Origin of the sequence: Asticcacaulis sp. YBE204 (assembly GCF_000495855.1) — a bacterium.
Lineage (GTDB): Bacteria > Pseudomonadota > Alphaproteobacteria > Caulobacterales > Caulobacteraceae > Asticcacaulis.
The window spans coordinates 1-26,970 of the sequence record NZ_AWGF01000005.1 but is presented as its reverse complement, the minus strand read 5'-3'; the positions used below and the strand labels follow the sequence as shown (position 1 = coordinate 26,970).

27 protein-coding genes and 1 pseudogene are annotated in these 26,970 nt (G+C 57.2%); 16 read left to right on the top strand and 12 right to left on the bottom strand.

Annotation, left to right across the window (positions count from 1 at the left end; translation table 11 throughout):
- Positions 1 to 165: 165 nt before the first annotated feature.
- From AEYBE204_RS29800 to AEYBE204_RS29790, 3 genes are all read right to left on the bottom strand, one after another.
- Entirely contained in the window at positions 166 to 1,365 is a 1,200-nt protein-coding gene (locus AEYBE204_RS29800) for an FAD-dependent monooxygenase (protein WP_023462160.1), read from the bottom strand.
- A 132-nt stretch (positions 1,366 to 1,497) separates the two neighbouring features.
- The gene (locus AEYBE204_RS29795) at positions 1,498 to 2,619 is read right to left on the bottom strand and encodes a PAS domain-containing sensor histidine kinase (protein WP_023462159.1); all 1,122 of its coding nucleotides are present in this window, start codon (positions 2,617 to 2,619) and stop codon (positions 1,498 to 1,500) included.
- Positions 2,620 to 3,414, bottom strand: coding sequence for an alpha/beta fold hydrolase (locus AEYBE204_RS29790; protein ID WP_023462158.1), 795 nt, complete (start codon positions 3,412 to 3,414; stop codon positions 2,620 to 2,622).
- 239 nt (positions 3,415 to 3,653) lie between these two features.
- Between AEYBE204_RS29790 and AEYBE204_RS40310 the strand changes: the two genes are divergently transcribed.
- Positions 3,654 to 3,809: a hypothetical protein gene (locus AEYBE204_RS40310; RefSeq protein WP_155908339.1), complete on the top strand. Its 156-nt coding sequence runs from the start codon at positions 3,654 to 3,656 to the stop codon at positions 3,807 to 3,809.
- Positions 3,810 to 3,880: 71 nt separating this feature from the next.
- Here the strand turns inward: AEYBE204_RS40310 and AEYBE204_RS29785 are convergent, their stop codons facing one another.
- Positions 3,881 to 4,141, bottom strand: a complete 261-nt coding sequence (locus AEYBE204_RS29785; protein WP_023462157.1) for a hypothetical protein — start codon at positions 4,139 to 4,141, stop codon at positions 3,881 to 3,883.
- Between the two features lie 690 nt (positions 4,142 to 4,831).
- On the opposite strand from AEYBE204_RS29785, the gene AEYBE204_RS29780 reads away from it, so the two are divergent.
- From AEYBE204_RS29780 to AEYBE204_RS29770, 4 genes are all read left to right on the top strand, one after another.
- Complete coding sequence (locus AEYBE204_RS29780) at positions 4,832 to 5,110, top strand: DUF1778 domain-containing protein (RefSeq protein ID WP_031230427.1); 279 nt, start codon at positions 4,832 to 4,834, stop codon at positions 5,108 to 5,110.
- Between the two features lie 74 nt (positions 5,111 to 5,184).
- The gene (locus AEYBE204_RS0120215) at positions 5,185 to 5,634 is read left to right on the top strand and encodes a GNAT family N-acetyltransferase (protein ID WP_235068144.1); all 450 of its coding nucleotides are present in this window, start codon (positions 5,185 to 5,187) and stop codon (positions 5,632 to 5,634) included.
- Between the two features lie 469 nt (positions 5,635 to 6,103).
- A complete protein-coding gene (locus tag AEYBE204_RS29775; RefSeq protein ID WP_023462155.1) occupies positions 6,104 to 6,466 on the top strand; it encodes a helix-turn-helix domain-containing protein in 363 nt (120 codons plus the stop codon).
- Positions 6,463 to 7,833: a type II toxin-antitoxin system HipA family toxin gene (locus tag AEYBE204_RS29770; RefSeq protein ID WP_023462154.1), complete on the top strand. Its 1,371-nt coding sequence runs from the start codon at positions 6,463 to 6,465 to the stop codon at positions 7,831 to 7,833. The genes AEYBE204_RS29775 and AEYBE204_RS29770 overlap by 4 nt, the downstream gene beginning before the upstream one ends.
- On the opposite strand, the gene AEYBE204_RS41070 is transcribed toward AEYBE204_RS29770, so the two are convergent.
- Positions 7,830 to 8,249, bottom strand: coding sequence for a type II toxin-antitoxin system VapC family toxin (locus AEYBE204_RS41070; protein WP_023462153.1), 420 nt, complete (start codon positions 8,247 to 8,249; stop codon positions 7,830 to 7,832). The genes AEYBE204_RS29770 and AEYBE204_RS41070 overlap by 4 nt on opposite strands.
- 1,568 nt (positions 8,250 to 9,817) lie before the next feature.
- On the opposite strand from AEYBE204_RS41070, the gene AEYBE204_RS29760 reads away from it, so the two are divergent.
- The 9 genes from AEYBE204_RS29760 to AEYBE204_RS29720 all read left to right on the top strand — a co-directional run bounded on the left by AEYBE204_RS29760 (position 9,818) and on the right by AEYBE204_RS29720 (position 20,349).
- Complete coding sequence (locus AEYBE204_RS29760; protein WP_235068142.1) at positions 9,818 to 10,984, top strand: TolC family protein; 1,167 nt, start codon at positions 9,818 to 9,820, stop codon at positions 10,982 to 10,984.
- A 115-nt stretch (positions 10,985 to 11,099) separates the two neighbouring features.
- Positions 11,100 to 11,309 carry a hypothetical protein gene (locus AEYBE204_RS29755; protein WP_023462150.1) on the top strand — a complete coding sequence of 70 codons (210 nt, stop codon included), beginning with the start codon at positions 11,100 to 11,102 and terminating at the stop codon, positions 11,307 to 11,309.
- Positions 11,309 to 12,328, top strand: coding sequence for an efflux RND transporter periplasmic adaptor subunit (locus AEYBE204_RS29750; protein ID WP_023462149.1), 1,020 nt, complete (start codon positions 11,309 to 11,311; stop codon positions 12,326 to 12,328). Before AEYBE204_RS29755 ends, AEYBE204_RS29750 begins: the two co-directional genes overlap by 1 nt.
- Positions 12,329 to 12,339: 11 nt before the next feature.
- Positions 12,340 to 15,519 carry an efflux RND transporter permease subunit gene (locus AEYBE204_RS29745; protein ID WP_023462148.1) on the top strand — a complete coding sequence of 1,060 codons (3,180 nt, stop codon included), beginning with the start codon at positions 12,340 to 12,342 and terminating at the stop codon, positions 15,517 to 15,519.
- A gap of 65 nt (positions 15,520 to 15,584) precedes the next feature.
- Positions 15,585 to 16,526 (top strand): cation diffusion facilitator family transporter, encoded by a 942-nt coding sequence (locus tag AEYBE204_RS29740; RefSeq protein WP_023462147.1) that lies wholly within the window; start codon positions 15,585 to 15,587, stop codon positions 16,524 to 16,526.
- On the top strand, positions 16,523 to 16,954 hold the full coding sequence (locus AEYBE204_RS29735) for a hypothetical protein (RefSeq protein WP_081724636.1): 432 nt from the start codon (positions 16,523 to 16,525) through the stop codon (positions 16,952 to 16,954). Before AEYBE204_RS29740 ends, AEYBE204_RS29735 begins: the two co-directional genes overlap by 4 nt.
- A complete protein-coding gene (locus tag AEYBE204_RS29730) occupies positions 16,951 to 17,181 on the top strand; it encodes a hypothetical protein (protein WP_023462145.1) in 231 nt (76 codons plus the stop codon). Before AEYBE204_RS29735 ends, AEYBE204_RS29730 begins: the two co-directional genes overlap by 4 nt.
- A 59-nt stretch (positions 17,182 to 17,240) precedes the next feature.
- A complete protein-coding gene (locus tag AEYBE204_RS29725) occupies positions 17,241 to 19,244 on the top strand; it encodes a heavy metal translocating P-type ATPase (protein ID WP_023462144.1) in 2,004 nt (667 codons plus the stop codon).
- Entirely contained in the window at positions 19,237 to 20,349 is a 1,113-nt protein-coding gene (locus tag AEYBE204_RS29720) for an NAD(P)/FAD-dependent oxidoreductase (RefSeq protein WP_023462143.1), read from the top strand. The genes AEYBE204_RS29725 and AEYBE204_RS29720 overlap by 8 nt, the downstream gene beginning before the upstream one ends.
- Before the next feature lie 188 nt (positions 20,350 to 20,537).
- Here the strand turns inward: AEYBE204_RS29720 and AEYBE204_RS40570 are convergent, their stop codons facing one another.
- Both AEYBE204_RS40570 and AEYBE204_RS0120205 read right to left on the bottom strand, forming a co-directional pair.
- Positions 20,538 to 21,512 (bottom strand): GrpB family protein, encoded by a 975-nt coding sequence (locus AEYBE204_RS40570; RefSeq protein ID WP_200862171.1) that lies wholly within the window; start codon positions 21,510 to 21,512, stop codon positions 20,538 to 20,540.
- Position 21,513: 1 nt separating this feature from the next.
- Positions 21,514 to 21,882 (bottom strand): VOC family protein, encoded by a 369-nt coding sequence (locus AEYBE204_RS0120205; protein WP_031230410.1) that lies wholly within the window; start codon positions 21,880 to 21,882, stop codon positions 21,514 to 21,516.
- A 104-nt stretch (positions 21,883 to 21,986) separates the two neighbouring features.
- Here AEYBE204_RS0120205 and AEYBE204_RS29710 point away from each other — a divergent pair, with 104 nt between their 5' ends.
- On the top strand, positions 21,987 to 22,544 hold the full coding sequence (locus tag AEYBE204_RS29710) for a TetR/AcrR family transcriptional regulator (protein WP_031230408.1): 558 nt from the start codon (positions 21,987 to 21,989) through the stop codon (positions 22,542 to 22,544).
- A 22-nt stretch (positions 22,545 to 22,566) separates the two neighbouring features.
- Here the strand turns inward: AEYBE204_RS29710 and AEYBE204_RS29705 are convergent, their stop codons facing one another.
- The 3 genes from AEYBE204_RS29705 to AEYBE204_RS0120200 are packed head-to-tail and all read right to left on the bottom strand — an operon-like array spanning position 22,567 to position 24,226.
- Positions 22,567 to 23,175 (bottom strand): hypothetical protein, encoded by a 609-nt coding sequence (locus AEYBE204_RS29705; RefSeq protein WP_023462139.1) that lies wholly within the window; start codon positions 23,173 to 23,175, stop codon positions 22,567 to 22,569.
- A gap of 3 nt (positions 23,176 to 23,178) precedes the next feature.
- Positions 23,179 to 23,901, bottom strand: a complete 723-nt coding sequence (locus tag AEYBE204_RS29700; protein WP_023462138.1) for a HupE/UreJ family protein — start codon at positions 23,899 to 23,901, stop codon at positions 23,179 to 23,181.
- Between the two features lie 7 nt (positions 23,902 to 23,908).
- The gene (locus AEYBE204_RS0120200) at positions 23,909 to 24,226 is read right to left on the bottom strand and encodes a hypothetical protein (RefSeq protein ID WP_023462137.1); all 318 of its coding nucleotides are present in this window, start codon (positions 24,224 to 24,226) and stop codon (positions 23,909 to 23,911) included.
- 413 nt (positions 24,227 to 24,639) lie between these two features.
- Between AEYBE204_RS0120200 and AEYBE204_RS40305 the strand changes: the two genes are divergently transcribed.
- The gene (locus AEYBE204_RS40305; RefSeq protein WP_023462135.1) at positions 24,640 to 24,801 is read left to right on the top strand and encodes a hypothetical protein; all 162 of its coding nucleotides are present in this window, start codon (positions 24,640 to 24,642) and stop codon (positions 24,799 to 24,801) included.
- Positions 24,802 to 24,994: 193 nt separating this feature from the next.
- Here the strand turns inward: AEYBE204_RS40305 and AEYBE204_RS29690 are convergent, their stop codons facing one another.
- Positions 24,995 to 25,477, bottom strand: a complete 483-nt coding sequence (locus AEYBE204_RS29690; protein WP_155908337.1) for a hypothetical protein — start codon at positions 25,475 to 25,477, stop codon at positions 24,995 to 24,997.
- A 123-nt stretch (positions 25,478 to 25,600) separates the two neighbouring features.
- Positions 25,601 to 26,899: pseudogene (locus tag AEYBE204_RS29685) on the bottom strand (ISNCY family transposase).
- Positions 26,900 to 26,970 lie beyond the last annotated feature (71 nt).

Below are 26,970 nucleotides of genomic sequence, written 5' to 3'. Positions count from 1 at the left end.
GGTCGGAGCACAGACGCACGCGGTGCGGCGGGGCGCCGGACCAAAGATCTGCCAGCGTGGGGGCCAGCTCGCGTGAGCTGACCACATGCCGTCGACAATGGGGGGCCGCCCTATGGGCAGCCCTTTGTCGTTCTGTTTGAGATCAGACGAGAGGTTGCCACCATATCATGAGGTGCTCGTCGCCCTGTAATTAGGCAGATCGATGTCTTTCGTTTTGCCGGTCAGCAGCGCAGATGCCGCTTCACGGATGCCCGGCAGGCCCAATACGCGCATTACGCCACGCAGTGTGGCGAGACCAAGACGCGAACGAGGATTCAGGAGCTTCGGGGCGAACTTAGGCACGCCTTGGCCCTGCTCAACAAAAGGCCGCATTAGGGCATCATAGGCTGCGAATGCCGCAGTCGGACTTTCTGACCGCGACAACTCGCCCGCCAGCACGTAGGCACCCGTCAGGGCCAGTGTGGTTCCAATACCGGCCAACGGCGTGGCGCACCAGGCGGCGTCCCCTAGCAGCACCACCCGACCGTTCGCCCACCGCTCCATCTTAACTTGACGAAGAACGTCGAAGTAAAAATCTTCGGCGATCATCATGCCTTCGAGGGCCCGGGAGGCTTCCCACTCCGCGTCACGGAAGCGCTCGTACATCCATGCTTTTTGTTCGTTGACGCCTAAGCTCTCTTCGCCTTTCGGCTTGGCCTGAGCCGTCAAGAAGGCGTGTGTCTGACCGTCCGGGCCAGGACGTAATAGAATTCCCCGACCGCCCGTGGCGTTATACCAGCGACCCATGTCTGTATCGGTCTCACCCTTCGGCATGGTGTAATACGCCATGGTGATGTCCATCCATCGAGGGTGGTTCTCGCCGGGAAAGACAAGCTCCCGCGTCGACGACCCAACGCCTTCGGCGACGATGACAATGTCAAATGTCTCGGGTTCAGACTCTGCAAAGGTGACCGTTATGGCATCCGATGTTTGAGTGATGCCGGTGATATAATCGCCGAATCGAAAGGTGGCGCGCGAACGCGCAGGCTCGTATAGCAGAGAGGCGAGGTCGCCTCTGAGGATTTCAAGCTCCGCCGTCGGCCCGTCGTCGCCCAGATCCTCTGCGTCGAACTCAGCGATCACCTGATTATCTTCGTCGACCCAGACGGAACCCCGTTCACCGGTATTGCGGGCCTTCACCTCGTTCTCCAGACCCATGCGACGGATGACTTCGTGCCCCGCGCCCCGCACATCGACGTTTTGCCCGCCGCTACGAAACAACGGCGCCTTTTCGACAACCACTACGTCAAAGCCATATTCGGCAAGCCACCAGGCCGCACAATTGCCAGCGATGCTGGCGCCAGTGATCAGGATTTTACGGGGCATGAGGATTCCTTTTCCACATGCTTAGGGCATTTTGGTATCGGGTTTCAGGACGCTACTCTGCCTAAACAACAAAAGAGGCGTAAGTCACTAGCACCGACCAGAACGGGATATCGCATCACCCTTTGGACACAGTCACAAAGGCATTCGAAAAGCAAATCGTGTCTCCGTGTCGGTCGAGGTGACGCTCAGTTCGCCACCATGCCCTCTGGCGATTTCGGCAGCGATATAAAGCCCTAAGCCGAGCCCATTCTGGCTGGGCCGCGCTTGTTCCCGTGTGAAGGGTTGGAACAGCACAGCGAGCAATTCCGCCGGGATGGGCCGGCCTCCATTTGCAACCGCAAGCTCAAATGCCCCGTCAAAGACCTGCGCTGAGACATGGATAGCCTGATCCTTAGAGCCGTGTGAAACGGCGTTGGCAACAAGATTTGACAGGAGTTGCGTCAGGCGCGCTGCGTCACAATTGATCGGTGAAGGCAAGTCGATCGCCGTACGAATATCCCGATCCGGAAAAGCCGAGCGTAGTTCGTCGACAGTATGAACCAGCCTTGGCCCCAAATCATCCGGACGCCGCTCAATACCCAATCCGCCGCCGAGGCGCGTTCGGGCGAAGTCCATGACGTTTTCGATCAGCTCTGCCATGCGAGCCGCGCTGGTCTGCATCATGGTGACGATCGATTGCTGACGCGTGTCGAGCGTTGACCTGGCCAGCAACTGACTTCCCGATGAAATAGCTCCCAGTGGATTGCGCAGGTCGTGACCGAGGACAGCGATAAATTGCTCACGAAAAACGGAGGCGTCGCGCTCTGCGGCAAGGCTGCTTTCAGCAGCCAGCTTCGCCATTTGCAGATTCTGTTCCAGGAGCCGGCGATCCGTTGCGCGGAACAGGGCCAGTCTCACGAAAAGCGGCTTTCCGGCGTCGTCGCGTTCTTCGGCCGCATTTATCAGGAAGTGCACCCGCTCGCCGGTCTTGGACACCAACTCCAGTGCCGCTTCTTCGAAATATCCCTGCATACGGAGGAGGGGCGCCAGGTGGGTTTCATAGAACACCTTGCCCGACACGGTCATCAAATCGGAAAAGCGCTTGCCGACCAGCTCACCGGCCTCATAGCCGAGCCATCCCGCAAAGCGCGCATTACATTTGACAATTTTTGCTCGGCCTTCGGCAGTCACGAAGCCACAGGGCGAGTTTTCAAAAAAGCTTTCATAGCTATCCTGAAAATTATGCCAATTCGAGTAAGAATGATCGGACGCCATTTAGACGAACGATTCAATCGCGGCGATGGTCTCCTCCGGCGCGCTGAGATTTGGGCAGTGACCGGTTGCTTCCATGACTATAAGCTTGCTGTGAGGGATCTGCGCATGAATATAACGACCAACTTCCTCCGGCGCGATAACGTCATCTGAACATTGCAGAATTAAAGTTGGCACCGTTACCAGTGGTAGGGCCGTTCGGCTGTCACTGAGAAAGGTCGTTGTCGCGAAAGCCTTTGCCATTTCCGGATCAGTTCGGCAGAAGCTGGCGGTCAGCTCCTTCGCCAGTTCTTCTCGCTCCGGATTGGCCATAATGACGGGGGCCATGGTCATCGACCAACCCATGTGATTACTGTCCAAAGACTGAAGCAATTCTTCGATCTGGGGCCGGGTGAACCCCCCTGTGTAATCCCCATCGTCGATATAGGAAGGGGAGGGACCAACTAGGACGAGAGACTGGATCGCGCCAGGTGCCTTGTTGGCAGCGATCACACCAATCATCGAACTGACCGAGTGGCCAACGAAAATTACATTCGTCAATTTCAGATCATCGATGATCTCAAGGACATCATCTGCATACCCATCTAGCGACGCATACTTCGATGGCACAAAGCATTTCAGATCGGATTCACCGGCGCCTACGTGGTCGAAGAGAACGATTTTAAAACGGGAGGCAAACGATGGGGCCACATATCGCCACATATTCTGGTCACAGCCGAACCCATGTGCAAAGAGCAGCGTGGCCGCAGCCCTACTGTTACCCGTCACCTTGATGTTGTTACGCTCAACCAGATTCATATTGCACCTTCGCCCTGCTTACCAAAAAGCTGGCTTCAAATCCACATGACCAGAGGATTATATGGAATGAGCGACAATTTTATCGAGGGATTGTCCGCTTTCACTAAGCTAACCTGTCCCGTCATGATCAAACGCAATAATTTGACGGGGTGACATGAGGTGCGGTGCGCCCCACAAGTAAGCGGTGATTTTTAACGTTCCTCAATTTAGAGTGACGAACCCTCCAGCGGATTGCCGAAATGCCTGATCAACCCAAATCGACAGCTGACCAGGTGGCAGATATCATTGCCAGAATAAATGCTGGCGATATCGACCCCAGCAGCGGGTGCGTGGCGCTGCTCATGGCAATAGAAGAAGCCTCAATCAATTTTCAATCCAGGCACGATAAACCGTAGTCTACTGGATACTGTGAAGTGAAGCGCTCAAAATCAGGCCAAAATTAACATGGCCGCATCGTCGCCTCGACTCAGGGCGTTGATGATCTCGACAGGCCCTTGCGCATCGCTTTACATTGCGCCCGCTTGAAGCCCTGAAGCGCGATATCGACATAGACTTCGAAGCGGTTCAGCAGTTCTTCAGAAAACATATCTTCAGGCGCGAGAGCGCAGACATACGACACAATAGCGTTCCGCGCCCGCACGTCGGAAACCCCGCCGACCCGATATTTTTCGAACACCTCCTGGACGACATCAGGTGCGTCGTCGAAACCAGTGTTTTCATTTCGCATCGCCATTTCCTACGGCACGCGAATGGCCGGGTGTACAGCTTTAACTGAACGCGGCGATTTAATAAAGGCATGTCGATAAGTCATATCCGGCCTCAATTACGGATGGGGTATTATATTAACGCTTCATAATGCTAATGATGGGAGAATTTAGCGTCATTCTAAGCAGCATCTGCGCTTGATAAACCCGATTTCCATAGGATTTATTAGCGGCTGAAATAGATGATGCTCTCAAATAGCGAGATAACAATTGGTTTCAGTTGCGGCACCTTGTGATGTCAGATTTGACGTTATTTTCAAGATATGGGCTTATTTCTTCCAATCGAAGGATGGTCAGAGGACGTGTTCGGGCTGTTGAAGCAAAGTCGTACGGTTTGCTTTCGCTCGTCTCTCTGACACATACCAGCACGGTTTATCCCTCACATTTAGCCCCAATGCTCACGACCATGGCTTTTGACCACAGCCGCTTGGGGTGGTTTGACACCTGCGTCTGGACGCCGATGCCGGTGGGCCGACCTCCATCGCTAAAGCAGCTTTACACGTGATAGTCAGTTCATTACGCTTCCTTTCACGCGTCTTTTGCAACGCACATTTCCCATAAGCTTTATGCGACGTACGCATTCATGGCGCACACATTGACAATTGACTGTATGTGTGTACAATGCACTGGAATTTCTATGGATGGAGCTTCAGATGCCAAGCGTGGCCGTCGATGACAATAAGCGAATGCATTTGAGGGTTTCGCCGGAAGCAAAAGCTAAGCTGATCCGGGCCGCGGCGATCCAAAATACGGATCTTACCAACTTCATCATGCAGACGGCACTAAAAGAAGCGGACTCAGTGATCGAGGCCGCCGAAGCCATAATCCTGTCTAAGCGGGACTTCACTCGCGTTCTTGAATTGCTTGAAAACCCGCCGAAGCCAAATGTAAAATTACGGGCGGTTATAGCGGCGTTACCCTCCACGCTATGATCCTCCCGCTCTGGCACGAAGAGCCAATATCGAAATCGCATGACCGAAAAATATTTGATTGTGGCGACGATCAGATGAACGAATTTCTGCAACGTTTTGCTCGTCAGAGTCACGACCATAACGCGGCAAAAACTTTTTGTGCCATCAAAACTGATAGGCCAGAGAAAATCCTCGGGTTTTACACCATTACCCCATCTGCAGTTTCACATGATGAGGTTCCGACGAATTTGGTCAGAGGCCTAGCGAGACACGAGGTGTCTGGCTTCAAGCTGGCGCGGATAGCAACGGATACCTCTGTTGCTGGATTAGGTTTAGGCGGACAACTGCTGGCTGCTGCGGCACTCCGCTGCCTACGCATTTCAGAGCAAGTTGGCGGTCGGGTGCTCATCATAGACGCTAATAACGAACGCGCCGCAGCATGGTACGGAAAATACGGCGCTGAACCGCTTAAAAACCATACACTTACCCTGATAATGCCGTTGGCGACTTTTGCTAGCGGACTTCGGGAGAAGGGTTTGCTATGATCTTTGGACTTTTGCAGATAGCCTCGGCCTGTCATAGAGGTCTGTCCATTTTGCCAAAAACTCCAGCTCACATCGTGAAGGATGCCGCGATTTTCAAAATAGGTGGCCCGCAGAATTAAAAAAACGGACCCGCAATTTTAAAACTGCTCCACCAAGCCTTTGTCATACTGGATGAACTTACCCAGTATTGCCCGCACTCAATCACACAATGGCACCCCTCAGGCATGGCATGATTTCAGCGGATATTATAAAATTATAGGAACATGGGTGCCTAGACTCGCCCGATATATTAGTACCTATAAAGTGCCAAATTTGGCATATTAAGCCAGATTAAGGGAATTAATGTGCCAAATTTGGCATCTTATACAAAACTTTTTCAGTCGGATCGCAATAAACAATTATACGTTCTTGCTTATAATGGGCCAAATATGGCACATTAAGGCCATTAATCCTATTTAATGTGCCACATATGTCCACTAATCCTGATGCTTTAATCAAGACGGTCAGCCACTTGGAATCGCAACTGGGCGACCGTTTATCCAAACTCAGATTAAGCCGCAACTTGACCCGCGCACAGCTTGCCAAGGAAACCGGCACGTCCGCACGTACGGTTGCCAGACTGGAAGCCGGCGAGGGCGCTTCGCTCGATTCTTTTATTCGCATTCTCTTGGCGCTGAATATGGAATCAAACCTGCTCGGTATGCTGCCCGATCCAGCGGTGAGGCCTATCGAGCGCGTAAAATTACGGGGCCGGGAACGTCAACGCGCGCGGCCTCGGCAAGCTGAAACCCAACCCGCTTCACAATGGGCATGGGGGGATGAGGACGAATGACCGACGCATATGTGCGGCTATGGGGCAGGGATATAGGCGCTGTCAGTTGGTTGGAAAATCGACAAATTGGGGTTTTCCAGTATGATCCGAACTTCGTGGCGAGTGGCATCCAACTGACACCACTGGCAATGCCACTGGGAACAGATCCATATGAATTCCCTAGCCTGCCAAAAGAAGCATTTAAAGGTCTTCCCGGCTTGCTGGCAGACTCGCTTCCCGACAAGTTCGGAAAAGCTCTGATCGACGCCTGGCTGGCCCAGCAGGGCCGCGCTACCACGAGCTTCAATCCAGTCGAGCGGCTCTGTTATATCGGCAGCAGGGGTATGGGCGCGCTCGAATTCCATCCGGCGATCTCGCCGGGCAGGAAGGGCTCACGCGCCGTCGAGGTCGATGCACTGGTAAATCTGGCCAATATCGTTCTCAACAACCGGGAGGGTCTCGCTGGCGTCCTCACGGGTGAAGACGATCACGAGACGCTCCAAGACATCGTTCGCGTCGGCACGTCAGCCGGTGGCGCGCGCGCCAAGGCCGTCCTGGCATGGAACGGGCAAACCGGTGAATTCCGTTCGGGCCAGATTAAGGCTGGTGAAGGCTTCAGCTATTGGCTGATGAAGTTCGACGGCATTGGAAATAACAGAGATAAGGAGCTTGCCGATCCCCAAGGCTTTGGCAGTATCGAATATAGCTTCTATCTGTTGGCGCGCGCCGCAGGGATCGACATGACTGAATGTCGTTTACACCATGAAGGTGGCAGAGCGCATTTCATGACGCGGCGATTTGACCGAACGGAGGCCGGTCAGAAAATTCACATGCAATCGCTCGCCGCGTTACGGCATTATAATTTCAATGCGGCCGGCGCTTACAGTTATGAACAGGCTGTTGAAACCATTCGAATGCTCGACCTTCCGACCTACGACATCGAGCAGCAATTCCGGCGAGCAGTCTTCAACATCATGGTCCGCAATCAGGACGACCATGTGAAAAACATCGCCTTTCTGATGAATCGAAAAGGGGAGTGGCGATTGTCACCCGCCTTCGACGTCAGCTACGCTTATAATGCTTCTGGCGACTGGACCAGCACGCACCAGATGAGCCTCAACAGCAAGCGTGATGCCTTTGAGCTCGAGGATCTACTGGCATTCGGCGAATTCTGCGGCATGAAACGGCCGGCCGCCGAGAAAATGATCCGCGATATTCAGGAAACGGTAGATACTTGGCCGGCTATCGCCGAAGAGACAGGTGTCGATGATGACAATATCCGCGGTATTAGTAGCACAATGCGAAGAGAACTGGTCCTGCCCGCGCCTGGTCGGCGGAGTGCGAGTTCAGCGCTGTCACGGCGCCGGAATGTGCCGGCACGGTTTTAGTTCGCCCATGGATTGATTATTTCGACTCCAACGCACTCGAAATCTTTTACGTTTCGAGTGGCAATTGTGGCTCCATGCGCTAGAGCTATAGCAGATATCTGAGCATCAAACTGACTTATGGGGCGTCCAATCCGCTCTCTAGCGCTAACAATTGAAGCATATGTTACCGCCGCTCCGCTATCGAAAGCTAAGATGCGCCCGGCAAAATCCTCAGTAAATATGCCATCAATCGCTATTGTCAGCGCCTGTCGCCGTCGCCCGTCTTCAAGCCTAGCGATTCCATATCTGATCTCCGCCTCACTGACCGCAGTAGTGAAAAATTGGTCTCTGGGACGAGCATCGATCCAGGTCACTACGCTTTGATATGGCGCCGGGCGCAGTAGCTCCGAGATTACATTTGTGTCCAAGATTATCATAGAAAATCAGGCGCCGGCCGAATGGCATCTCTGGGCGGAATGTTCAAATCCACTCCCTCTCCTAGTGCTAACCGCGCGCGAACTGCACTGGCGAGGCTAGGAGACTTGGCCGTGGAAACCGACAGCGCGACGCGGAGAATGTCACGCGCCTCATCCTCCATAGATCGGTTGTGCTCTGCCGCTCGAATCCGTAAGCGAGATTTAAGTCCGTCATCAAGATTTCGAATAGTCATACTAGCCATGTGATCCCTCCATCAATGATGTTATATTAATCATTGATGAAAAGCGCGTCAACCATTAGGCGCACAGGTGATTGGCGATGATGATGAAACCCGCAGATTGCCAACTCTTGGAAATCGCGCGGTAATTACTATGGCGCAAAAGTCTAAGTGAGATCGTTCTGCGCCCCCCGAGAACCTTGGGATCTTGCGAGGAGGTAAAACATGCGATCTGAGCTATACATAATAGCTTCGTGTTGCTCCTTGGGATCTTGCGAGGAGGCGAAATATGCGATCTGAGCTATACGCAGACGGGTAATGGTCGGGGGGGCCATCGGCGCAATCCATCATGCGACTAAAATGACATATGAGGCGGTGGAAATCATATCCGCCTGTGTCAAATAGGTCGTATGATGGATTTGAGCTCGATGAAACCCGGGGCATGTTCGAAAAATCAAAGGTGGTCACGCCTATAATAGAGATTCTATTTCACGCTCATTTTGGTGTATCGGAACGCGCTATTTCGGATACCAGCTAAGTTGTAATCGATTTTTAGCCCGACAAATCAATTCACGTCTCAATTTATAGAATATTTTTAATGTAAATGTTTTCTTATTACTATGAAATGTTGATTGGTATTTAGACTTTGGGAAAATTCCTGACGGCGCTTTCCGTTTGTTATTAGATAACGCCTTCCTCGTTGTCGGAAAATTTGATATACACCCAAGCCTCAGCCCCTTGCTGACAGGATGACAACAGGTGCAAGCGCTCCGCTCCTTATTGACAACGTTCGTCGCAGTGCTGTGCATTGGGTCTGTAGCTATGTCTGGCGTTGCGGCCGCACATGCAAGTGTGCAGGTACTTGAACATCAGGTTTCTGGCGATAAGCAACTGCCCGACGGTGGGTGGATAGCTAAGTGCGTAGACGCCAACGGGAACTGTCTGGGCCATGTCGCCGACGATCAGGCTCCTGTCACCGACCTTTTGGCGGTCCATCATCATCACCATGGGTCAGCCGAAGTTTTACCCGGACTCGCACCGACTGGTAGCCCTGTGCTGAGCGGCCTGACCATCGAACTCATTTCGTTGCGCCCTGGTTCCGCCGTCGCACTTGGACATCATAATTACGCGACTCCCGATCAACCTCCGCGCGCGTGAAAGAACTCATCTGACGTCGAAACAGCACTGACTATGCTGTGTGTCTGAGCCCTTTCACGAGATTTACTCATGTTCTCCCTATACATGCGCGGTAAACGCGCAAAGCGACAGCTCGTATCAACGAGTTTGTTCGCGGCGTGCCTGACGGTCGTCGCCCCCTTGTGGGCTCATGCCCAAAACGCCCCTTTATCCTTGACCGAGGCGCTTACCCTAACCGCCAATGCCGACCCCACGGCGACAGCGACCAATCGACGCTTGGCAGCGGCCGATGCCAACATCCGTCAAGCCGGTGTGCGGCCGAATCCTAGTGTCGGTCTGGAAGCCGAGAATTTCCTTGGCTCCAATCCTTACAATGGGTTGAACTCGGCGGAATTTACTTTGACCTATCAGCAACCGCTGGAACGCAAATCAAAACGTCAGGCCCGCGTCGGCGCTGCGACGGCAGAAAAGGACCTCGTTCGTGCCGAGGGTCGGGCCCGTACGTGGCAGGCGATGACAGCGGCCCAGGTTCTTTGGGTCGAGGCCGCTGCAGCCGAGGCTGAAATTGCCGTCGCTCAGGAACGTTTGTTATTGGCCGAGCGCTCACAAGCCGAAATCGCCCGCCGGGTGAGCGCCGCACGTGACCCGTTGTTTGCCGGCTCGCTCGCAAACACAGATGTCGCCAATGCCCGGATCGCAATAGACCAAGCTAAGGCAAAAGCTCGGCAACTCAAGCTGCAACTTGCCTCCTTTTGGGGTGGTGGTGCAGACTTCACTATAGATCCCGCCGTCCTGGAGACCACGATTTCTCTAAGTGGCGGGCCGACTCTTTTAGAGACGCCGGATATCGAGGTATTGCGGGCGCAACAGCGCGTCTCGACGGCTCAAATTCGTGTGGAGACCACCCGGCGCGTCCAAGACCCAACGTTTTCCGCCGGTATTCGTAATTTCCGCGAAGACGGCTCGGTGGCGTTCCTGATCGGGGGGACCATCCCGCTAAACCGCTTTGACCGCAATCAGGGCAATATCGATCGCACCCGCGCAGAAGCCGAGGCTGCTGCGGCCGATATAGAAGTGGCGGAACGCTTACGTCTACGTGATATCGCGGCGGTGACCATCCGCATGAACAATGCGGTGGAAGAGGTCCGGCGCATTGATGCCGAGGTCATTCCACAGGCCGAAAAAGCGGTGGCACAGGTGCGTGAGGGTTTTGCGCGAGGGGGCTTCACCTATCGGGACGTCATTGGTGCTCAGGAGACCCTGATCGCCGCGAAAGCGCGCCGAGTGGAGGTCCTGAAGATCTACCAGCTCGACAAGGCCGAACGCGATCGCCTGATCGGACAATGGGTGCCGCTGATCCAAAGCGAGAGCAATCCTTAGACACCGAGTGTTGATACGCGCGCACCAGTGCGGCCGATGACACACTTTTCACCTCATATCATGCCTTGAGCTCACCGGCGCGACCGGTCGATCGAGGGGCCAAACGGATACGTAAATGACCTTAATACCTTCACTCAAATTTCAGGTTGTGCTGGCTGCCATGGCTGTAGCTGGCTTTGCCTTGGCCGCTTGCGCCGAAAAACCTGCCGATCCCGCGCTGAACGTCGAACAAGCCGCCGACGCGATCAAAAGCGATCCGAACACACCCCAAAAGGATGCTGAAGATGGCCACAGCCACGCCTCCGGCGAGAAGGACGCACACTAATGACGCTGTTGAATACCTATCTCTCCCGCTCGCTACTTCTAGCCGGTGTCGCCGGTCTGGTCATGCTGACGGCCTGCGGTAAGAAAACAGACGCGCCCCAGAGCGAAGAGCCCGCAGCGGAAGCCCCCCAGAAAAAAGGGGAGGGCGACGGACACGGCCACGGCGCTGAAGATGGCGAGGCGGGCCATGGCGAAGAGGCCGGCGGTGAAAAGACGACCATGTCCGACGAGGCCGCCAAGGCCGGCGGCGTGGAGATCGGCGTCGCGGGGCCGGGCAATGTCGACCTTACGGTGGACATCGCCGGTCGTGTGGAGATCGCCCCGGAAGGACGCGGCGAGGTTCGCGCCTGGTATCCGGGCCGTATCATGTCGATGAACGTACAACTGGGTCAGAAAGTCAGCAGAGGCCAGACCCTAGCGCGCGTGGAATCGAGCGAAAGTCTGCAAACCTATTCGATCCCCGCGGGCATATCGGGCACCATCATCGAGAAAAACGCAAACGTCGGTGATATGGCGATTGATCGTGCCATCTATGTGATCGCCAATCCGAATAGCATGCAGGCCGCCTTCTATTTGTTCCCGCGCGACGCTGAGAATGTGCGTGTCGGCCAGACCGTCAGCATCAAGACGCTCGGTGGCAATGTCATCACGGCCAAAGTAGACTCGCTTCTCCCGTCCGTCGATCCGAGCACACAGACCTTGACCGCCATCGTCAAGCTGCCGGCCGCGGCCGCCCAGTACTTGCGTCCGGGTATGGCCATCGAAGGCAAGTTCGTAACGTCGCAAAGCGCTGCCAACATTGTGGTGCCGGCCGACGCTCTGCAAACGCTGGAAGGCAAGCAGGTGATCTTCGTCAAGTCCGGCACGACCTACACGGCGCGTCCGGTCCAGGTCGGTCGCCAGTCACCGCAGGCTGTCGAAATCGTCGGTGGCCTAGAAGGCGGCGAGACATACGTCACCAAGGGTTCATTCCTCATCCGCGCGGACATTGCCAAGTCCGGCGCCGAGCATGAGCACTAGGATGAACCGTCATGCTTGAAAAAATCATCGCGCAGTCGATCCGGCACCGCTGGATCGTCATGATCGTCGTCGTCGCCCTGTCGGCCCTCGGCGTCTACAACTTCACCCGCCTGCCCATCGATGCCGTCCCCGACATCACCAATGTTCAGGTTCAGATCAATACCGAAGCCGCCGGCTATTCGCCGCTGGAGGCGGAGCAGCGCATCACCTTCCCGGTGGAAACGGCCATCGCCGGCTTGCCCGGTCTGGAATATACGCGCTCGATCTCGCGTTACGGCCTGTCGCAGGTAACGGTTGTGTTCAAGGAAGGCACTGACATCTACTTCGCGCGTCAGCTCGTAAATGAGCGCGTGCAGTCGGTCAGAAGCCAGCTACCCGCCGGATCGGAGCCGCAGTTGGGGCCAATCTCGACCGGTCTCGGCGAAATATTCATGTATACAGTCGAGGCCCAACCGGGGGCGCATAAGCCCGACGGTTCGGCCTATTCACCGGAAGATCTGCGCACGCTTCAGGACTGGGTCATCCGTCCGCAACTGCGCAACACGCCGGGCGTCACCGAGGTTAACACCATCGGCGGCTTTGAGCGGCAATACCATGTCACTCCCTTCCCTGAACGCTTGTCGGCCTACGGCCTGACGATGGCGGATGTTATTGCCGCACTTGAGAAGAATAACGGCAACCGTGGCGCCGGTTATGTTGAAAAGAGCGGTGAGCAGTTCCTGGTTCGCGTGCCGGGGCAGGCTAACACGATCGCGGACCTGTCACAGATCGTGGTCCAGACGCGCATGGGCGTACCCATTCGGGTCGCGGATGTCGCCGATGTCATATTGGGTGAAGAACTTCGGACCGGGGCGGCAACCCAAAACGGCAAAGAGGTTGTGGTCGCCACGGTCAACATGCTGATCGGTGAAAACTCGCGTACGGTGGCCAAGGCGGTATCGGAGAAACTGGCGGAGGCGAACAAGTCCCTGCCGGAAGGTGTTTCCGCCGTATCCGTCTATGACCGCACCACGCTGGTCGAGCGCACCATCCAGACGATCGAGAAAAACCTCGCCGAAGGGGCGCTGCTGGTTATCGTCATCCTGTTCCTGCTCCTGGGGAACATCCGCGCGGCTATCATCACGGCGCTGGTCATTCCGGTGGCTATGCTGATGACCATTACCGGCATGGTCGAAAACAAGGTGTCGGGCAATCTGATGTCGCTGGGGGCGCTCGACTTCGGTCTGATCGTCGACGGTGCCGTCATCATCATGGAAAACTGTCTGCGGCGGTTTGCCGAAGCGCAACATCACCACGGGCGTCTGCTGACGCGCGAGGAGCGTTTCGATCTGGCGTCAAAGGCCTCGGCCGAAGTCATCAAGCCGTCCCTGTTTGGCGTGCTGATTATCACCATCGTCTACGTCCCGATCTTCGCGCTCACGGGCGTCGAAGGCAAGATGTTCCACCCGATGGCGGCGACGGTCGTCATGGCGCTGGGCGCGGCGCTGGTGCTGTCCCTGACCTTCGTGCCGGCGGCGGTGGCCATGTTCGTCACTGGCAAGGTGCAGGAAAAGGAGAGCTTCGTCATGCGCGGGGCACGTAAATTCTACGAACCTATCCTGCATCTTTCGATCAAAGCCAGATACGTGGTCGTGGCGGGGGCTATCGTCCTTGCTGTGGCATCGGGGTTCCTTGCCACGCGTCTGGGGGCGGAGTTTATTCCGCAACTGGACGAGGGCGACGTGGCGTTGCACGCCATGCGCATCCCCGGCACCAGCCTGACCCAGTCGATCCATATGCAGGCCGCCGTCGAGGCGCGTCTGAAAACGTTCCCTGAAGTGAAGCGTGTCTTTGCCAAGATCGGCACAGCGGAGGTCGCAACGGACCCCATGCCGCCGTCCGTAGCCGATACCTTCGTCATTCTCAAGGACCGAAAGGAGTGGCCCAATCCCAAGGAGCCCAAGAACGATCTCGTCGAGCGTATGCAAAAGGCGGTCGAGGAAATCCCCGGCAATAATTACGAGTTCACCCAGCCGATCCAGATGCGCTTCAACGAGCTTATCTCCGGCGTGCGCTCGGACGTGGCGGTGAAGATCTTCGGTGACGATCTAGATCAGTTGCTGAAGACCGGCAACGACATCCAGCGCGTCATGTCGACCATCCCCGGCGCTGAAGACGTTCGCGTGGAACAGGTCTCCGGTCTGCCCATGCTGCAGATAACGCCGGATCGTGCCGCGATGGCGCGCCTGGGCCTGAGCATCGGCGACGTGCAGGACGTGGTCTCCACGGCTCTGGGCGGCACCGAGGCCGGTCAGATTTTCGAAGGCGACCGTCGTTTTGACGTCATCGTGCGCTTGCCGGAAACCCAACGCGCCAATCTCGCCGAGATCGGACGCCTGCGTATCCCGGTCAGCCGTGACGGTGACTCGACCGATGGCCCCACGGGTGCCAGCTACATCCCTCTGGCCGATGTTGCCCATATCGAGATGATCAATGGTCCCAACCAGATCAGTCGCGAGCAGGGCAAGCGCCGTGTCGTGGTCACGGCCAACGTCCGCGGCGCCGATCTCGGTACCTTTGTCACCACCTTGCAGGAGAAGGTGACGGCGCAGGTCAAGATGCCTGAAGGCTACTGGGTCAATTACGGCGGCACGTTCGAGCAGATGACCTCAGCGGCCAAGCGTCTTCAGATCGTCGTGCCGATCGCCCTGATCCTGATCGTCGGTCTGCTGTTCATGCTGTTCGGCAAGATGGAGGATGCTCTGATCGTCTTTTCGGGGGTGCCATTGGCGCTTACCGGCGGGGTGGTGGCGCTCGCCTTGCGCGACATACCGCTCTCAATCTCGGCGGGCGTGGGCTTCATCGCCCTGTCCGGAGTGGCGGTGCTCAATGGTGTGGTGATGCTAACCTTCATCAAGTCCCTGAGGGCCGAAGGCAAATTGCTGGACGAGGCCATCATCGAAGGCGCGCTGACCCGTTTGCGCCCGGTGCTGATGACGGCGCTGGTAGCCTCGCTTGGTTTCGTGCCGATGGCTTTCAATGTCGGGGCGGGCTCTGAGGTTCAGCGACCTCTGGCGACCGTGGTCATTGGCGGCATCGTCTCCTCTACCATTCTCACCCTGATCGTTCTGCCGGCGCTTTATCGCATCGTGCACGGCAAGGAAAGAAAGGCTGAGAGACGAAACCGGGAGGTGACCGGCGACGGCATCTAACCCAGCGGGGTCCGGCTGTCGAGCGGCCGGACCCCACCCATCTTCCCGATTGAAAGGAGGCGCTCATGGCGCACGATCATAGTAAGGGGGGCGCATCGCCCGGTGGGGCCGGAGATGCACATTCTGGCCGTCAGGCCAACGAGAAGCGGCTTCTGATTGCCATTGGCCTCACAGGGACATTCCTGATTGCCGAGGTCGTTGGTGGCCTTGTCTTCAACAGTCTCGCGCTCTTGTCGGATGCCGCGCACATGATGACGGACGTCATGGCGCTGATTATTGCCTTGATCGCCATTCAAATCGGCAAGAAGGCCGCCGATTCCAAACGTACTTTTGGCTACAGACGCTTCGAAGTGCTGGCCGCGGTGTTCAACGCCATCGTGCTGTTCGGCGTCGCGATTTACATCCTCTACGAGGCCTGGGAGCGTTTCAACCAGCCGCCGGAAGTTCAGACGACCGGTATGCTGATCGTTGCCGTGCTGGGCTTAATCGTCAATCTGATCAGCATGCGCGTGCTTCAGGGCGGTAGTGACGAGAGCCTCAACATGAAAGGGGCCTATCTTGAAGTGCTGGCCGACATGTTGGGGTCACTCGGTGTCATCATCGCCGCCATCTTGATCTATGTGACCAAGATCCCGCAGATCGATCCCATCTTGGCCGTTCTGATCGGCTTCTGGGTTCTGCCGCGCACCTGGAAGCTTTTGAAAGAGAGCTTCCATGTTCTCCTAGAAGGCGTTCCGGCCGGTGTCGATCTGCAAAAGGTCGAATCCGAACTGGCGGCCGTGCCCGGGGTCAAGGGCGTGCACGACCTGCACATCTGGAGCGTCACAACGGGCCAGAACAGTCTGACCGCGCATCTTTTAGTCAATGAGACCAGCAACGACGCTCTGGTGCTCGCACGGGCCCACGAAATCGCCGCGACCTTCGGGATCGCCCACGCGACCATACAAGTCGAGCGCTCGCACGTCGGTGCGGAAGCGCCTTCCTGGTCCAAGGACCAAGACCTATGAATCGACAACTATCCACCCTGAGCGCCATGGCATTGTTGCTCATTTCCGCCATAGCGCCGGCGTCCGCCGGTGCCCAGCACGCTGCCTCCGCGGAGGCGGTCCGAAAGGCGCGGATGCAATGCATATGGGAGGCGAAATGGCCTCTGCGTCATTCGTCGGCTTACAAAAGCGCGGACGTCCGCACCAAGCGGCAACTGGCCAATTCTTCCAATCCAGAGTTACGCAAGATGCAGGGCGTTTGCCGCGCCTTGTCATCCACGTCGGACACCGAAAAGCGACAGGCGCGCTCGACCTGTCAGGAATTGCTTCTGGTTAAGCGCATGCGCGGCGGCGATGACGCCCGGTTGCACGCCAACCGCATCGAGCGGGTCTGCACCGCTCTGGCCGATCCACCCGAAACTCTGATGAAAGAGGGAAATCTGCGATGACCAAGGTTTATTCGCTTCGGCTGCTGGGGCTGCTCTTCGCCAGTGCGGCCCTGACCGCATGCGCCAGCCCACCGCAGGGCGAGAAGGACTACACCGTCAAGACGGTGAAGATGTCTCCGGCGCCTCGGGACAAGTTTTACAAGATCGTCAAGGTGCCAAATGCGCCGAAGACACAAGTGTGCGAACCCAAATCCGACGCGCCGCAAAGCGGCTGCGCGGAAAAGTAATCACGACGTTACGCGGAGTGCGTGGCCAATGCCCCGCGGCCGCCAGCAAAGGATGCCCAATGGCACACGATCCTCATCCCCCTTCGAAAGATGCGGGCAAGACAGATAACGGACATATACCTCACGACGGTCGCGATCGCGGCGACGAACTCGAAGGCCTGCACGGTCACGATCATGGTCCCAGCGACGGCCCGTGGTGGAAAAGCGCCAAGGCGAAGCTGACACTCATGTGTGCGGCAGCTTTCGCGGTCGCCTTCTTATTGGCCAGACTCATCCCTCAAAGTGCGCCTTGGGGTTACATCGCGGCTATGATGGTGGGGCTCATCCCTATTGTCCGCCGCGCCGCAAAGGGCGTAGCGGGAGGTTATCCTTTCTCGATCGAGACGTTGATGACGATCGCGGCCGTTGGGGCCATCGTCATCAATGCTGCCGAAGAAGCGGCCGTGGTCATTGTTCTGTTTCTGGTCGGAGAACTGCTGGAGGGCATAGCGGCAGACCGGGCGCGTGCCAGTATCCGCGAACTCGCCACACTCGTCCCGAAGGATGCTTTGCTGGACCGAGGAGAGGGACGAACCGAAAAGGTTTCGGCGGACACCTTGGGTGTTGACGCGGTTGTCCTCATTCGCCCCGGCGATCGCGTGCCGGCTGATGGGCTCATCATCGAGGGTGAAAGCGCCATCGACGAAGCGCCGGTAACCGGAGAATCCGTGCCCAAGCGAAAGGGCAAGGGCGATCAGGTGTTTGCCGGCACGATCAACCAGGAAGGCGTGCTTCGGGTGAAGGTCACCGCTGCCGCCGAGAACAATACCATCTCCCGAGTTATAAAGCTGGTCGAAGAGGCGCAGGAAGCAAAGGCGCCGACCGCGCGCTTTATTGATCGTTTCTCTATGTATTATACACCGGGCGTCATCGTCTTCGCACTACTTGTAAGCGTTATTCCGCCCCTCGCTTTGGGAGGAGCCTGGTCGGAATGGCTCTATAAGGGGCTCGCCGTCCTGCTGATAGGTTGCCCCTGTGCGCTGGTGATCTCTACGCCGGCGGCGATCGCAGCGGCTTTGTCGGCCGGGGCGAAGCGCGGACTGCTAATGAAAGGTGGCGCTGTTTTGGAGACCTTCCGGAAGGTCACCTTTGTGGCGATGGACAAGACTGGCACGCTCACAGAGGGTAAGCCCAGGCTGACCGATATTCAAGGCAACGGCATGGAAGAGGCCGAAGTATTGCGTATCGCAGCGAGTCTGGAGGCCGGGTCGAGCCATCCATTGGCAACGGCGATCCTCAATGAGGCCAAGGCGCGTAACATCGGTCACGGTGAGGCTGAGGAATCCAAGGCTATTGCCGGCAAGGGCGTGGTCGGCACGGTCGAGGGCCGGAAGGTCCGACTCTATTCGCCCAAAGCCGCCGAGGAATATATGCCAATGGGCGGCAATATGCGTCAGGCCATCCAACTCTTCAACGATGAGGGAAAGACGGTCTCAATCCTGATTGTTGACGATGAGATCGCGGGTTTCATAGCCATGCGTGACGAGCCGCGTAACGATGCCAAGTCCGGTGTCCAGGCACTGCAGCGTCAGGGCCTTACGACTCTGATGCTGACGGGAGACAATAAGCGCACCGGCGAAGCGATCGCCAGTCAGTTGGGTATGGAAGCCCGTACCGAATTGATGCCCGAGGATAAGCAACGCATTGTCCGGGAGTTGAAAGAGAGGGGCGAGGTCGTCGCTAAGGTTGGTGACGGTATCAATGATGCACCGGCGCTCGCGGCCGCTGACATCGGTATCGCTATGGGTGGCGGCACGGATGTCGCGCTCGAAACCGCCGATGCGGCGGTGTTGCACGGTCGGGTCCTGGATATCGCCGACATGATCGGCCTGTCGAAACTGACCATGTCCAATATTTTCCAGAACATCACGATTTCGCTGGGTTTGAAGGCGGTGTTTCTGGTGACGACCATTATGGGAATCACCGGTCTGTGGCCGGCGATCCTGGCGGACACTGGGGCGACGGTGCTTGTGACCGCTAATGCCATGCGGCTTCTGACCTGGCGAGGGAACCGTGATGCGTAGGCGTGTTGAACCGCCAAGGCTGGCGCGCGTCTACGATGTCATTGTAGTAGGCGCCGGACAGTCAGGGTTGGCCGCAGGGTACTTTCTCAAACATGCTGGCATCGACTTCGTGATTATCGACCGCGATCGCCGTGTGGGCGAGGTCTGGCGCAAGCGTTACGACAGCCTAAAACTCTTTACGCCACGCGAATTCAACGGCTTGCCCGGGCGCGACATGTCTGGTGATCCGGAAGGTTATCCTGATCGGGATGAGTTTGCGGATTACCTGGAGAATTACGCGACCCATTTCGAACTTCCCATCTTGTTCGGGTTGCGCGTCGATAAAGTCCGCCGCCTCGCGGATAGCAGCTTTGAACTGATGCTGTCGAACCAGACAACGTTGAGGGCTCGGAAGGTCATTCTCGCGTTTGGGACCTACCCGTCGACCATCATTCCGGGGATGCGCAACACGTTGGCACCGAAGGTTCATCAAATGAACGCGACGGCCTACAAGAACCCGAAGGATGTGCCCTTGGGCCCTGTGCTCGTGGTTGGGGACGGTGCGACGGGTCGTGATCTGGCATTCGACCTTGCGGATACCCACGAGGTGCATCTGGCTAAGGGGCGACCACAACTGACGCTGCCTGCGCGGTTGCTGGGTAAGAGCCTGTGGCGGTGGCTCGAATGGGTGGGGCTATTTGATACCCGGCGCTACCGGACAGGGAAGGGGCTGCGGCGCCCTATTCCCAGCACCGTCCCCCAAGACAAGGTGCTGAAAGCCAGGGGAGTCAAGCTACATCCGCGATTGATTGCCACGAAAGACGAGACAGCGACATTCAAGGACGCTCAGACCCTGAAGGTGCGTTCCGTGATCTGGTGCGTCGGCTACGGCATGGACCTCAAATGGGTAGACATACCCGAAGCCAAGGACGCAGACGGCCGAATTGTTCATGACCGGGGCGTGTCGCAGGCGGACGGGCTCTATCTTGTAGGCCGCCTTTGGCAATCGGGGTTGACTTCCGGGTTGATCTACGGTGCAGGGCCCGATGCAGAATACGTCGTTAACGTCATCGTCGAGAGCCGGCGGGTGTGCGAGCATGCCGATCGAGAAGGTGCCACGCGATAGTGCCGTGCCAACGCGGCATCGGCCGCTCAAACGCCCGGTGAAGCTCGTATCGACACCAGTTGCCTGTGTTTCAAGCGCATTTGATTGATGGCGCGCGGGGGGTGGAACTTGCCAAAGTCGAGCCGGACCGAAGGCGTTTCCGGAAGAGTACGATCCGAGCCATCCGGCGGCAGACGCGCAGGGCTACCCTAGAGAGGTCGCGACGGATGGACGCGTGTGTGTAGAGAAAAAAGGGATGTCTGGATCACCGAAAACATCTCATGAAAGAGGGGATGCCATTCGACCGTCAGATTTTCACCCGATGGGTGCCAGAAAAAGTCGAAGACATGACCGTCGTCGTCCTCGGTCTGATGCGACCAGCGGTCCGGTAAATCGGCAACCTCGGCAAGGTAGAAATACCAGAGCCTCTGTTGTTCACCGAGGCGATGCGCGCCGATAAACCCCATAGGGTCGACAAGAGCGATCCCACTCTCTTCCTTCAGTTCGCGCCGGGCGGCCGTTTCCGGGACTTCTCCGGGTTCGATGCTGCCCTTGACGAACTGCAGGTCGGCGGTCGGGTGACGGAAGGCCAGGACTTCGATCCTATCATCCCGGCGTCTGTAGATCACCGGGCACGCCTTGTCGGATCGCGCCGGAGCCGGGGGACGTTGTCGGTGCCATTCGACCGCCATGGCCTCCGTGGCGAGGATAAAGGGCGCTTTCAAATCCTGATAGGCGGTTCTCGATAAGGGCTTGTCGGCCAGGATGCGCCGTTTCAGATCGTTGTATTCAGCGGCCTTTTGAGGATGGGCCCGCAAATAATCACGAAACGCCAGATGCCGCTCAATGTGTGGCGAGCCGGAAGGATAGAGATGCAGGTGGTGCGTCCGCTGGCCCGTTACGGTGTTCGACTTCTGGAAATAGCGACGACCGGTGATACCGTTTTCGCCCTTCGGCACATAACCCGCCTTCAGTAAGGCTGTGTCCGCCGCATCGACAGCCTCCAGGGAGGTGACGACGCCCAGCATATCGATGACGGGTTTGGCGACGATCCCCTGTATGGCCGTACTGCCGATGTGATGGAGTTCGATAAGAACCGTGTCCAAAACAGAGCGCAGGGCCTTCGCTTCCGCCTCGAAGGCGTGACACCAGGCCGTCGTGTATGGGGCCAGTTCGACGCTCACTTTAGGCCGCATCCATTTGGGCAAAGAACAGAAGTACACCTGCCGGATCGAGCACATGGGTTGCCAGCGCGCCATAGGCCTCCCGCCGGGGCGGATGCACGGTGACCTCATCGAAACCGCCGTCCGCCTTTACACGGCGCGCGGTTTCGAACCATGCCGTGGCGTCATCGACGACGAGGTGGATCATGGTGTTGTGCGCCCACGCTTCGACAAAGGCGTTCTGCAGGAAAAAATGCGAGGGGCTCAGCTTCATCAGCGCCAGATCGGCGTCCTGATAGGCCGATGTCCAGCCCATCCGGCTATAGAAATCGATTGATCGGCGAAAGTCCTTCGTCGGCACAAACAGCCTTTGATCCAGTATCCGGGGCATGGTGCACTCTCTTCTGAGGAACAGGCATATACCGTAACAGAGGAAAGGTGCGTTTGCGCCCATCATGTAATATGAAATGGCCGATACCGGACAATGAGGGCAAAATGTCTGATAATGATGTGATGGATCGCCGTCAGGCACGGACCCGCAAGGCGATCAGGGAAGCCTTCATCGCCCTGTTGTTTGAACACAAGTATGAAGCCGTGACTTTAGTGCAGGTCGCGGCGCGCGCAGACGTCGGCCGTTCGACCCTTTACGAGCATTTTCGCACCAAGGCCGACCTTTTGCGCGACAGTCTGCAACCGGTCATGGCGGCGCTGGCATCGGTCATTGGATCGCGTGACGTACCGGCGCAACTGGCGTGGTGGTTACAGCATATGCGCGAGCGGCAGGCCTTTGCCCGCGTGCTGCTTCACCATCAGGGACGCGATCTGCTTCAGCCCATGCTGGCCGAAGCCGTACAGGCAAGACTGGACAAGCTGGAGGCTTGCCACGAAGCGTCGGTCCCGGCAGATCTGCTGGCCAGGCAGATCGCTGCCGCGCAGTTCGCCATCTTATCTCCGTGGGTGCTGGGGCAGATGGCGCTGACGTCTGCGGAGCTGGCCGGCATGCTCCACATTACCAGCCGCGCATTGGTGCGCTCAACCTTCACGGCGCCGTGACCATGGTGAACGGTCTTATCGACTATTCGACCTGTAGAATGACGAGATCCTGATAGAAGCCCGACGTTTTGACGGTGACGGTCAGCGGCTCCTTGCCCTGATTGCGGAAGTACCAGCCGTGCGTGCCCTCGAACGGCGCGGTCAGCGCGCCCTGATCGTGGCTCAGGCCCTTGTCCTTCCAGTATTCGGTGAAGTCGCCGCTGGTGTCGCCCTTCTTTTCCGCGTGCATGTCGGCCTTGACCGGTGCCGTTGAGGTCCAGCTATAGATGAAATGATCGCCGGTCTTCATATGCGCCTTGATCTCTGCCCCGGAGTGCGGCGCCAGAGTCAGGGTTTGCTCATCCGAGCGCAGGGGCGTTGTCTTGACGATGGAGGCTCTGGTCTGGGCCGGAACGATATAGACTTCGGCGGTTTCAGCCGAGGCTTCGTCCGGAGTTTCGACGTCTTCGGCATTGGTCATGCTGGTGAGACCCATGGCCTTGCCCGCGCCGGTCAGGTCGATGCCGCGTTCCGCCGGCAGGACGAACAGGACCAGGATGACCGCGGCGCCCAAGAGAGCCGCGCCCGTAACCTTGATCAGGGTAGGCGTCGAAACCGTGTATGGCGTGGAAGTATCGAGCGGCTTGGACATGGATTACCCCGTAACGAGTCCGGAAAGCTGACAACCGATAAGGATGAAGCCCGCGCACATCAGAAGTGCGTTGGCCGCGACCGCCGAGCGATGGAACCGTGGCGTCTGACGCCACAGTGTCATCAGGATGAGGATGGCGCTCAGCGCGATGAACTGACCGATCTCTATCCCGACGTTGAAGCTGATCAGATTGGCCAGAAGACCGTCGCGCGAAAAAGACAGCTCCTGAATCCTGGTCGCCAGTCCGAAACCGTGAAACAGGCCGAAGACCAGAACCGCCGCCTTCGGATCAGGCTGGAAGCCCAGAACACGCTTGAGCCCGCCGAGATTGTCGAGGCCCTTATAGACGACCGACAGTCCGATGATGGCGTCGATAATATAGGGACTGGCGTGGATATTCAGCAAAACGCCCGCCAGCAGGGTGATCGAGTGCCCCACCGCAAACAGGGTGACGTATTTGGTGACGTCACTCAGTCGGTAAAGGAAGAAAATCACGCCGAACAGGAACAGCAGGTGGTCGTATCCCGTGACCATGTGCTTGGCACCGAGGTACATGTAGGGGACAACATGAACGCCGGTTATGCCCTGAATGAAAGTCTTGTCCTTATCCGATACGCCATGCGCCAGAGCGTCCGGTGCCAAAAGGCACAGGAGGACGGCCAGAAACGCCACGCCGGTAAAGACCAGCGGGCGCCATAGTTCATCGCGATAGGTGGTGTCGGGCATGAACCGCTTACTTGATCGAATAGGCGGTCAGGGCGGGTGTATCTTCCACGCCGTTCAGAGTGACTTCAACGACCGAGCCCTTGGGAGCTTTCACGCCCTTGGCTTCCAGCTTGTTACCGCCAGCGGGCGACAGCTTGAAGGCCTTGGCCTTCGCACCCGGCGCGGTGACCTTGACCGTACCGGTCAGCCCCTGACTGGGGATGTTCTCGTCGTCGTACTGTACATAGACTTCGACGCCCGAAGGCTTGACCACCAGTTCGACCGAGGTCTCCTGATAGTAGTCGAGCATGCCACCGTGCAGCGGCTTGTGACCGGCGTGTGCCAAAGCGATCCCTGGCAGGACGAGAAGAGAAAGAGCTAAAACAGTGGCTTTGAGTGAGTTACGGACGGCGCGCATGAAAAATCTCCTGAACAGCTTCACCATATTAAAATGAGAATGAATTGCAACAGGCTTTCGGTTTCCGATCGCAGCATGCGCATGCCTCCTGAAATTATTATCGCTTGTATTACACGCGTTAAGATTCTTTTCAGCGATGTGCGCTAGATTAACTGCATGGATACGAAAGTCATTTCAGTAAGGGTGCCTGAATCTGTTCTAGTGCAGGCCCAGCAACTGCAAGCCCACTACGGCTTGAGCAGATCGCGGCTGGTTGCGTTCTTGATCGAGGATGGGGTGAAGCGACTGGCCCTGTCTCGCGACAAAGAGAGGTTGTCAATTTTGGCCGGAGATCGCAAGCCATGAAGGCCGATAAATTTGATTTGAACAGGGCTTGCTTATACCTCGCGATTATTCTCGCTTTGGTGATCGCTGCGTCCTTCAGATATGAGCTTAAGATCAAAGCCAGCGGTGTTGAATTCAGGCCTGTTCATGCGGGCCAGGTTGAAAAAGCGCCGGATTAGAGTCGCTTGAACAAAGGGCGGGCGACAACCAGTTCAACAAAATCGGTATTATATTATGTCTAGGCCGGTTAGAAATGTCGCAGTTTGCGCCAGATAGAAATGTCACTGGCACCGTCGGTGGAGTAGGGCGGCGGGTGGGCGCGCAGCTGTCAAGCGAGCGCAGCGCCCGACCGACGACCGTGGCACCTGGCTGTTAGCGGCCGTCGGCAGAACCGGAGTTGATGCCCCTTAGTCGGAGCTGACGGCAAACCCGGTCCACGACAAATTCATTGTCGCCGTGGCTTATGACGTAGCCACCGCGCTCCAGATGTTCAAGACCGCTGGGGAGCGCGTAGATGTCGCCGCGATTCTTGGCCGAACCCTCAATGTAATAAGCGAAAGGGCTCACCACTTTTGGCGACTGATCGTAAATTTTGTTCTTTTCTTTTAGCCACCTGGAGAACGCGCGAACGATGTTTTGCAGGCGCTTGCCTTCCGGTAAGGACAAGGTGGGTAGAAAATGAACTTCGCCGACCGTCCAAAGTATCTCGCGACGCAGCGTCGGCAAGACAACAGTCACGACCGGTGACCGTGAAACGTCAATGGAGCCGTTCCCATTATAAACGAGTGGGCCGAAGCTGCGGAAATATAGCACAAACCCATATTCCGTTGGCGTCTCTTCCGGCGGCTCGGGCAAGTTCCGAAACCACCCGACCACGGCGCTAGAAGGACCGGGCGCCTCTATAAAATACGAAGTTAAGCCCGTCATCCGCGTCATGACAACAAGCTTAGCAGGTGAAAGCCGTACCCGAAAGATCGATCAACCAACGCTGAACATATGCTTGGTCTGATCGCGCCGCTTCGGTGCCTTGCTGGTGCGCATGCCGGGTGGCTCGGATTGCTGGCTCTGGCGGATCAGGGCGAGGAGGCCGCCGAGGCGCTTGTTCTCAAGGACTGCCGTCTCGGTGACGCGCCGCAGCTTGTCGAAGGTGCGGTAGGGCATGCTCCGGCCTTTGTAGCGAACCTCCAATCGCCCATCGGGAAAGTCCACGACCTCGACCCGCTGGCCGATTGCTGCCTGAGCAAATTCGGACGGTTCGATCATGAATAGGATGTTGTCGTACTGGAGAGTGAGCGACTGCGACAGCGTTCGTTCGGCGCGCCAGGTGAAGGCCTCATCCAGCCGGTCCCTGGGCGTCATCGGCCGGTGGAGATCCTTGTCGTTGAACGGCGCCTTGGCAAAGCGGGTGTTGTAGTCGGCCATGAAGGTCGGCAAGAAGGCGTTGCCAGCCTCCATGGTGCTGATGCCGGCGAGCCGAAGCTCCTTTACCAGACGGTCTTGCAAGGTCTTGTTGGCGCGCTCTACGCGGCCCTTGGCCTGGCTGGAGTTGGCACAGATGATCTCGATCGTCAGGGCCTTCAGCGCGCGACCGAACTGAGTCATGCCGTCGCCGTGAAGCCCCGCGGGCTTGTTCACGCGGAAGACCGCATGCTTGTCAGTGTAAAAGGCTATGGGTTTACCGTGCTGCTCCAGATATCGCTGGGTAGCGTTGAAATAGGCGAAGGTCGACTCCGACTGAACGAACTGCAGGTGCATCAGTCGACTGGTGGCGTCGTCGATGAAGACGAGCAGGGTGCATTGTGGCCCGCGCTCTTCGAATCACCAGTGCTCGGAGCCATCGACCTGGATCAACTCACCGACACACTCCCGGCGATAGCGCGGCTGGTAAACCCGTCCGCGGCGCTTTTGTCTGTCCGCCCAGAGGCCGGCCTCAAGCATCCAGAGCCGCAGTGTCTCGCGCCCAATCGTGATGCCGTGGACCTCGCGTAGCTTCTCCGCCGCCAAGGTGGGCCCGAAATCTGCATAGCGCTCACGGATCACCGCCAGCGTATGCGCCTTGAAACTTTCTGGCATCTGTCGGTTGCTTGGTCGGCCGCGCTTCTTGGACACGAGAGCGGTTGCGCCTTGATCCTGATAGGCTTTGGCCAGACGCTGGACCTGCCGGCGTTCCAACCCCAGAAGCTCCGCAGCCGTCGAAACCGTCAGCCGACCGCTCGTCAGATCGCGCAAGACTTCAAACCGCGCCAGCTCTTTGTCGCTCATGATATGTAACGCCATTTAGAGGGCCTCCCACAAATATGTGGGAGGGTGCCATCTCTAACTGGCACAGGTGCGACATTACTAAATGG

What these genes read in the sequence shown, in the direction of transcription:
- AEYBE204_RS29800 (WP_023462160.1), bottom strand. Translation starts at nt 1,365, where the DNA reads ATGCCCCGTAAAATCCTGATCACTGGCGCCAGCATCGCTGGCAATTGT.
- AEYBE204_RS29795 (WP_023462159.1), bottom strand. Translation starts at nt 2,619, where the DNA reads ATGGCGTCCGATCATTCTTACTCGAATTGGCATAATTTTCAGGATAGC.
- AEYBE204_RS29790 (WP_023462158.1), bottom strand. Translation starts at nt 3,414, where the DNA reads ATGAATCTGGTTGAGCGTAACAACATCAAGGTGACGGGTAACAGTAGG.
- AEYBE204_RS40310 (WP_155908339.1), top strand. Translation starts at nt 3,654, where the DNA reads ATGCCTGATCAACCCAAATCGACAGCTGACCAGGTGGCAGATATCATT.
- AEYBE204_RS29785 (WP_023462157.1), bottom strand. Translation starts at nt 4,141, where the DNA reads ATGCGAAATGAAAACACTGGTTTCGACGACGCACCTGATGTCGTCCAG.
- AEYBE204_RS29780 (WP_031230427.1), top strand. Translation starts at nt 4,832, where the DNA reads ATGCCAAGCGTGGCCGTCGATGACAATAAGCGAATGCATTTGAGGGTT.
- AEYBE204_RS0120215 (WP_235068144.1), top strand. Translation starts at nt 5,185, where the DNA reads ATGAACGAATTTCTGCAACGTTTTGCTCGTCAGAGTCACGACCATAAC.
- AEYBE204_RS29775 (WP_023462155.1), top strand. Translation starts at nt 6,104, where the DNA reads ATGTCCACTAATCCTGATGCTTTAATCAAGACGGTCAGCCACTTGGAA.
- AEYBE204_RS29770 (WP_023462154.1), top strand. Translation starts at nt 6,463, where the DNA reads ATGACCGACGCATATGTGCGGCTATGGGGCAGGGATATAGGCGCTGTC.
- AEYBE204_RS41070 (WP_023462153.1), bottom strand. Translation starts at nt 8,249, where the DNA reads ATGATAATCTTGGACACAAATGTAATCTCGGAGCTACTGCGCCCGGCG.
- AEYBE204_RS29755 (WP_023462150.1), top strand. Translation starts at nt 11,100, where the DNA reads ATGACCTTAATACCTTCACTCAAATTTCAGGTTGTGCTGGCTGCCATG.
- AEYBE204_RS29750 (WP_023462149.1), top strand. Translation starts at nt 11,309, where the DNA reads ATGACGCTGTTGAATACCTATCTCTCCCGCTCGCTACTTCTAGCCGGT.
- AEYBE204_RS29745 (WP_023462148.1), top strand. Translation starts at nt 12,340, where the DNA reads ATGCTTGAAAAAATCATCGCGCAGTCGATCCGGCACCGCTGGATCGTC.
- AEYBE204_RS29740 (WP_023462147.1), top strand. Translation starts at nt 15,585, where the DNA reads ATGGCGCACGATCATAGTAAGGGGGGCGCATCGCCCGGTGGGGCCGGA.
- AEYBE204_RS29735 (WP_081724636.1), top strand. Translation starts at nt 16,523, where the DNA reads ATGAATCGACAACTATCCACCCTGAGCGCCATGGCATTGTTGCTCATT.
- AEYBE204_RS29730 (WP_023462145.1), top strand. Translation starts at nt 16,951, where the DNA reads ATGACCAAGGTTTATTCGCTTCGGCTGCTGGGGCTGCTCTTCGCCAGT.
- AEYBE204_RS29725 (WP_023462144.1), top strand. Translation starts at nt 17,241, where the DNA reads ATGGCACACGATCCTCATCCCCCTTCGAAAGATGCGGGCAAGACAGAT.
- AEYBE204_RS29720 (WP_023462143.1), top strand. Translation starts at nt 19,237, where the DNA reads ATGCGTAGGCGTGTTGAACCGCCAAGGCTGGCGCGCGTCTACGATGTC.
- AEYBE204_RS0120205 (WP_031230410.1), bottom strand. Translation starts at nt 21,882, where the DNA reads ATGCCCCGGATACTGGATCAAAGGCTGTTTGTGCCGACGAAGGACTTT.
- AEYBE204_RS29710 (WP_031230408.1), top strand. Translation starts at nt 21,987, where the DNA reads ATGTCTGATAATGATGTGATGGATCGCCGTCAGGCACGGACCCGCAAG.
- AEYBE204_RS29705 (WP_023462139.1), bottom strand. Translation starts at nt 23,175, where the DNA reads ATGTCCAAGCCGCTCGATACTTCCACGCCATACACGGTTTCGACGCCT.
- AEYBE204_RS29700 (WP_023462138.1), bottom strand. Translation starts at nt 23,901, where the DNA reads ATGCCCGACACCACCTATCGCGATGAACTATGGCGCCCGCTGGTCTTT.
- AEYBE204_RS40305 (WP_023462135.1), top strand. Translation starts at nt 24,640, where the DNA reads ATGAAGGCCGATAAATTTGATTTGAACAGGGCTTGCTTATACCTCGCG.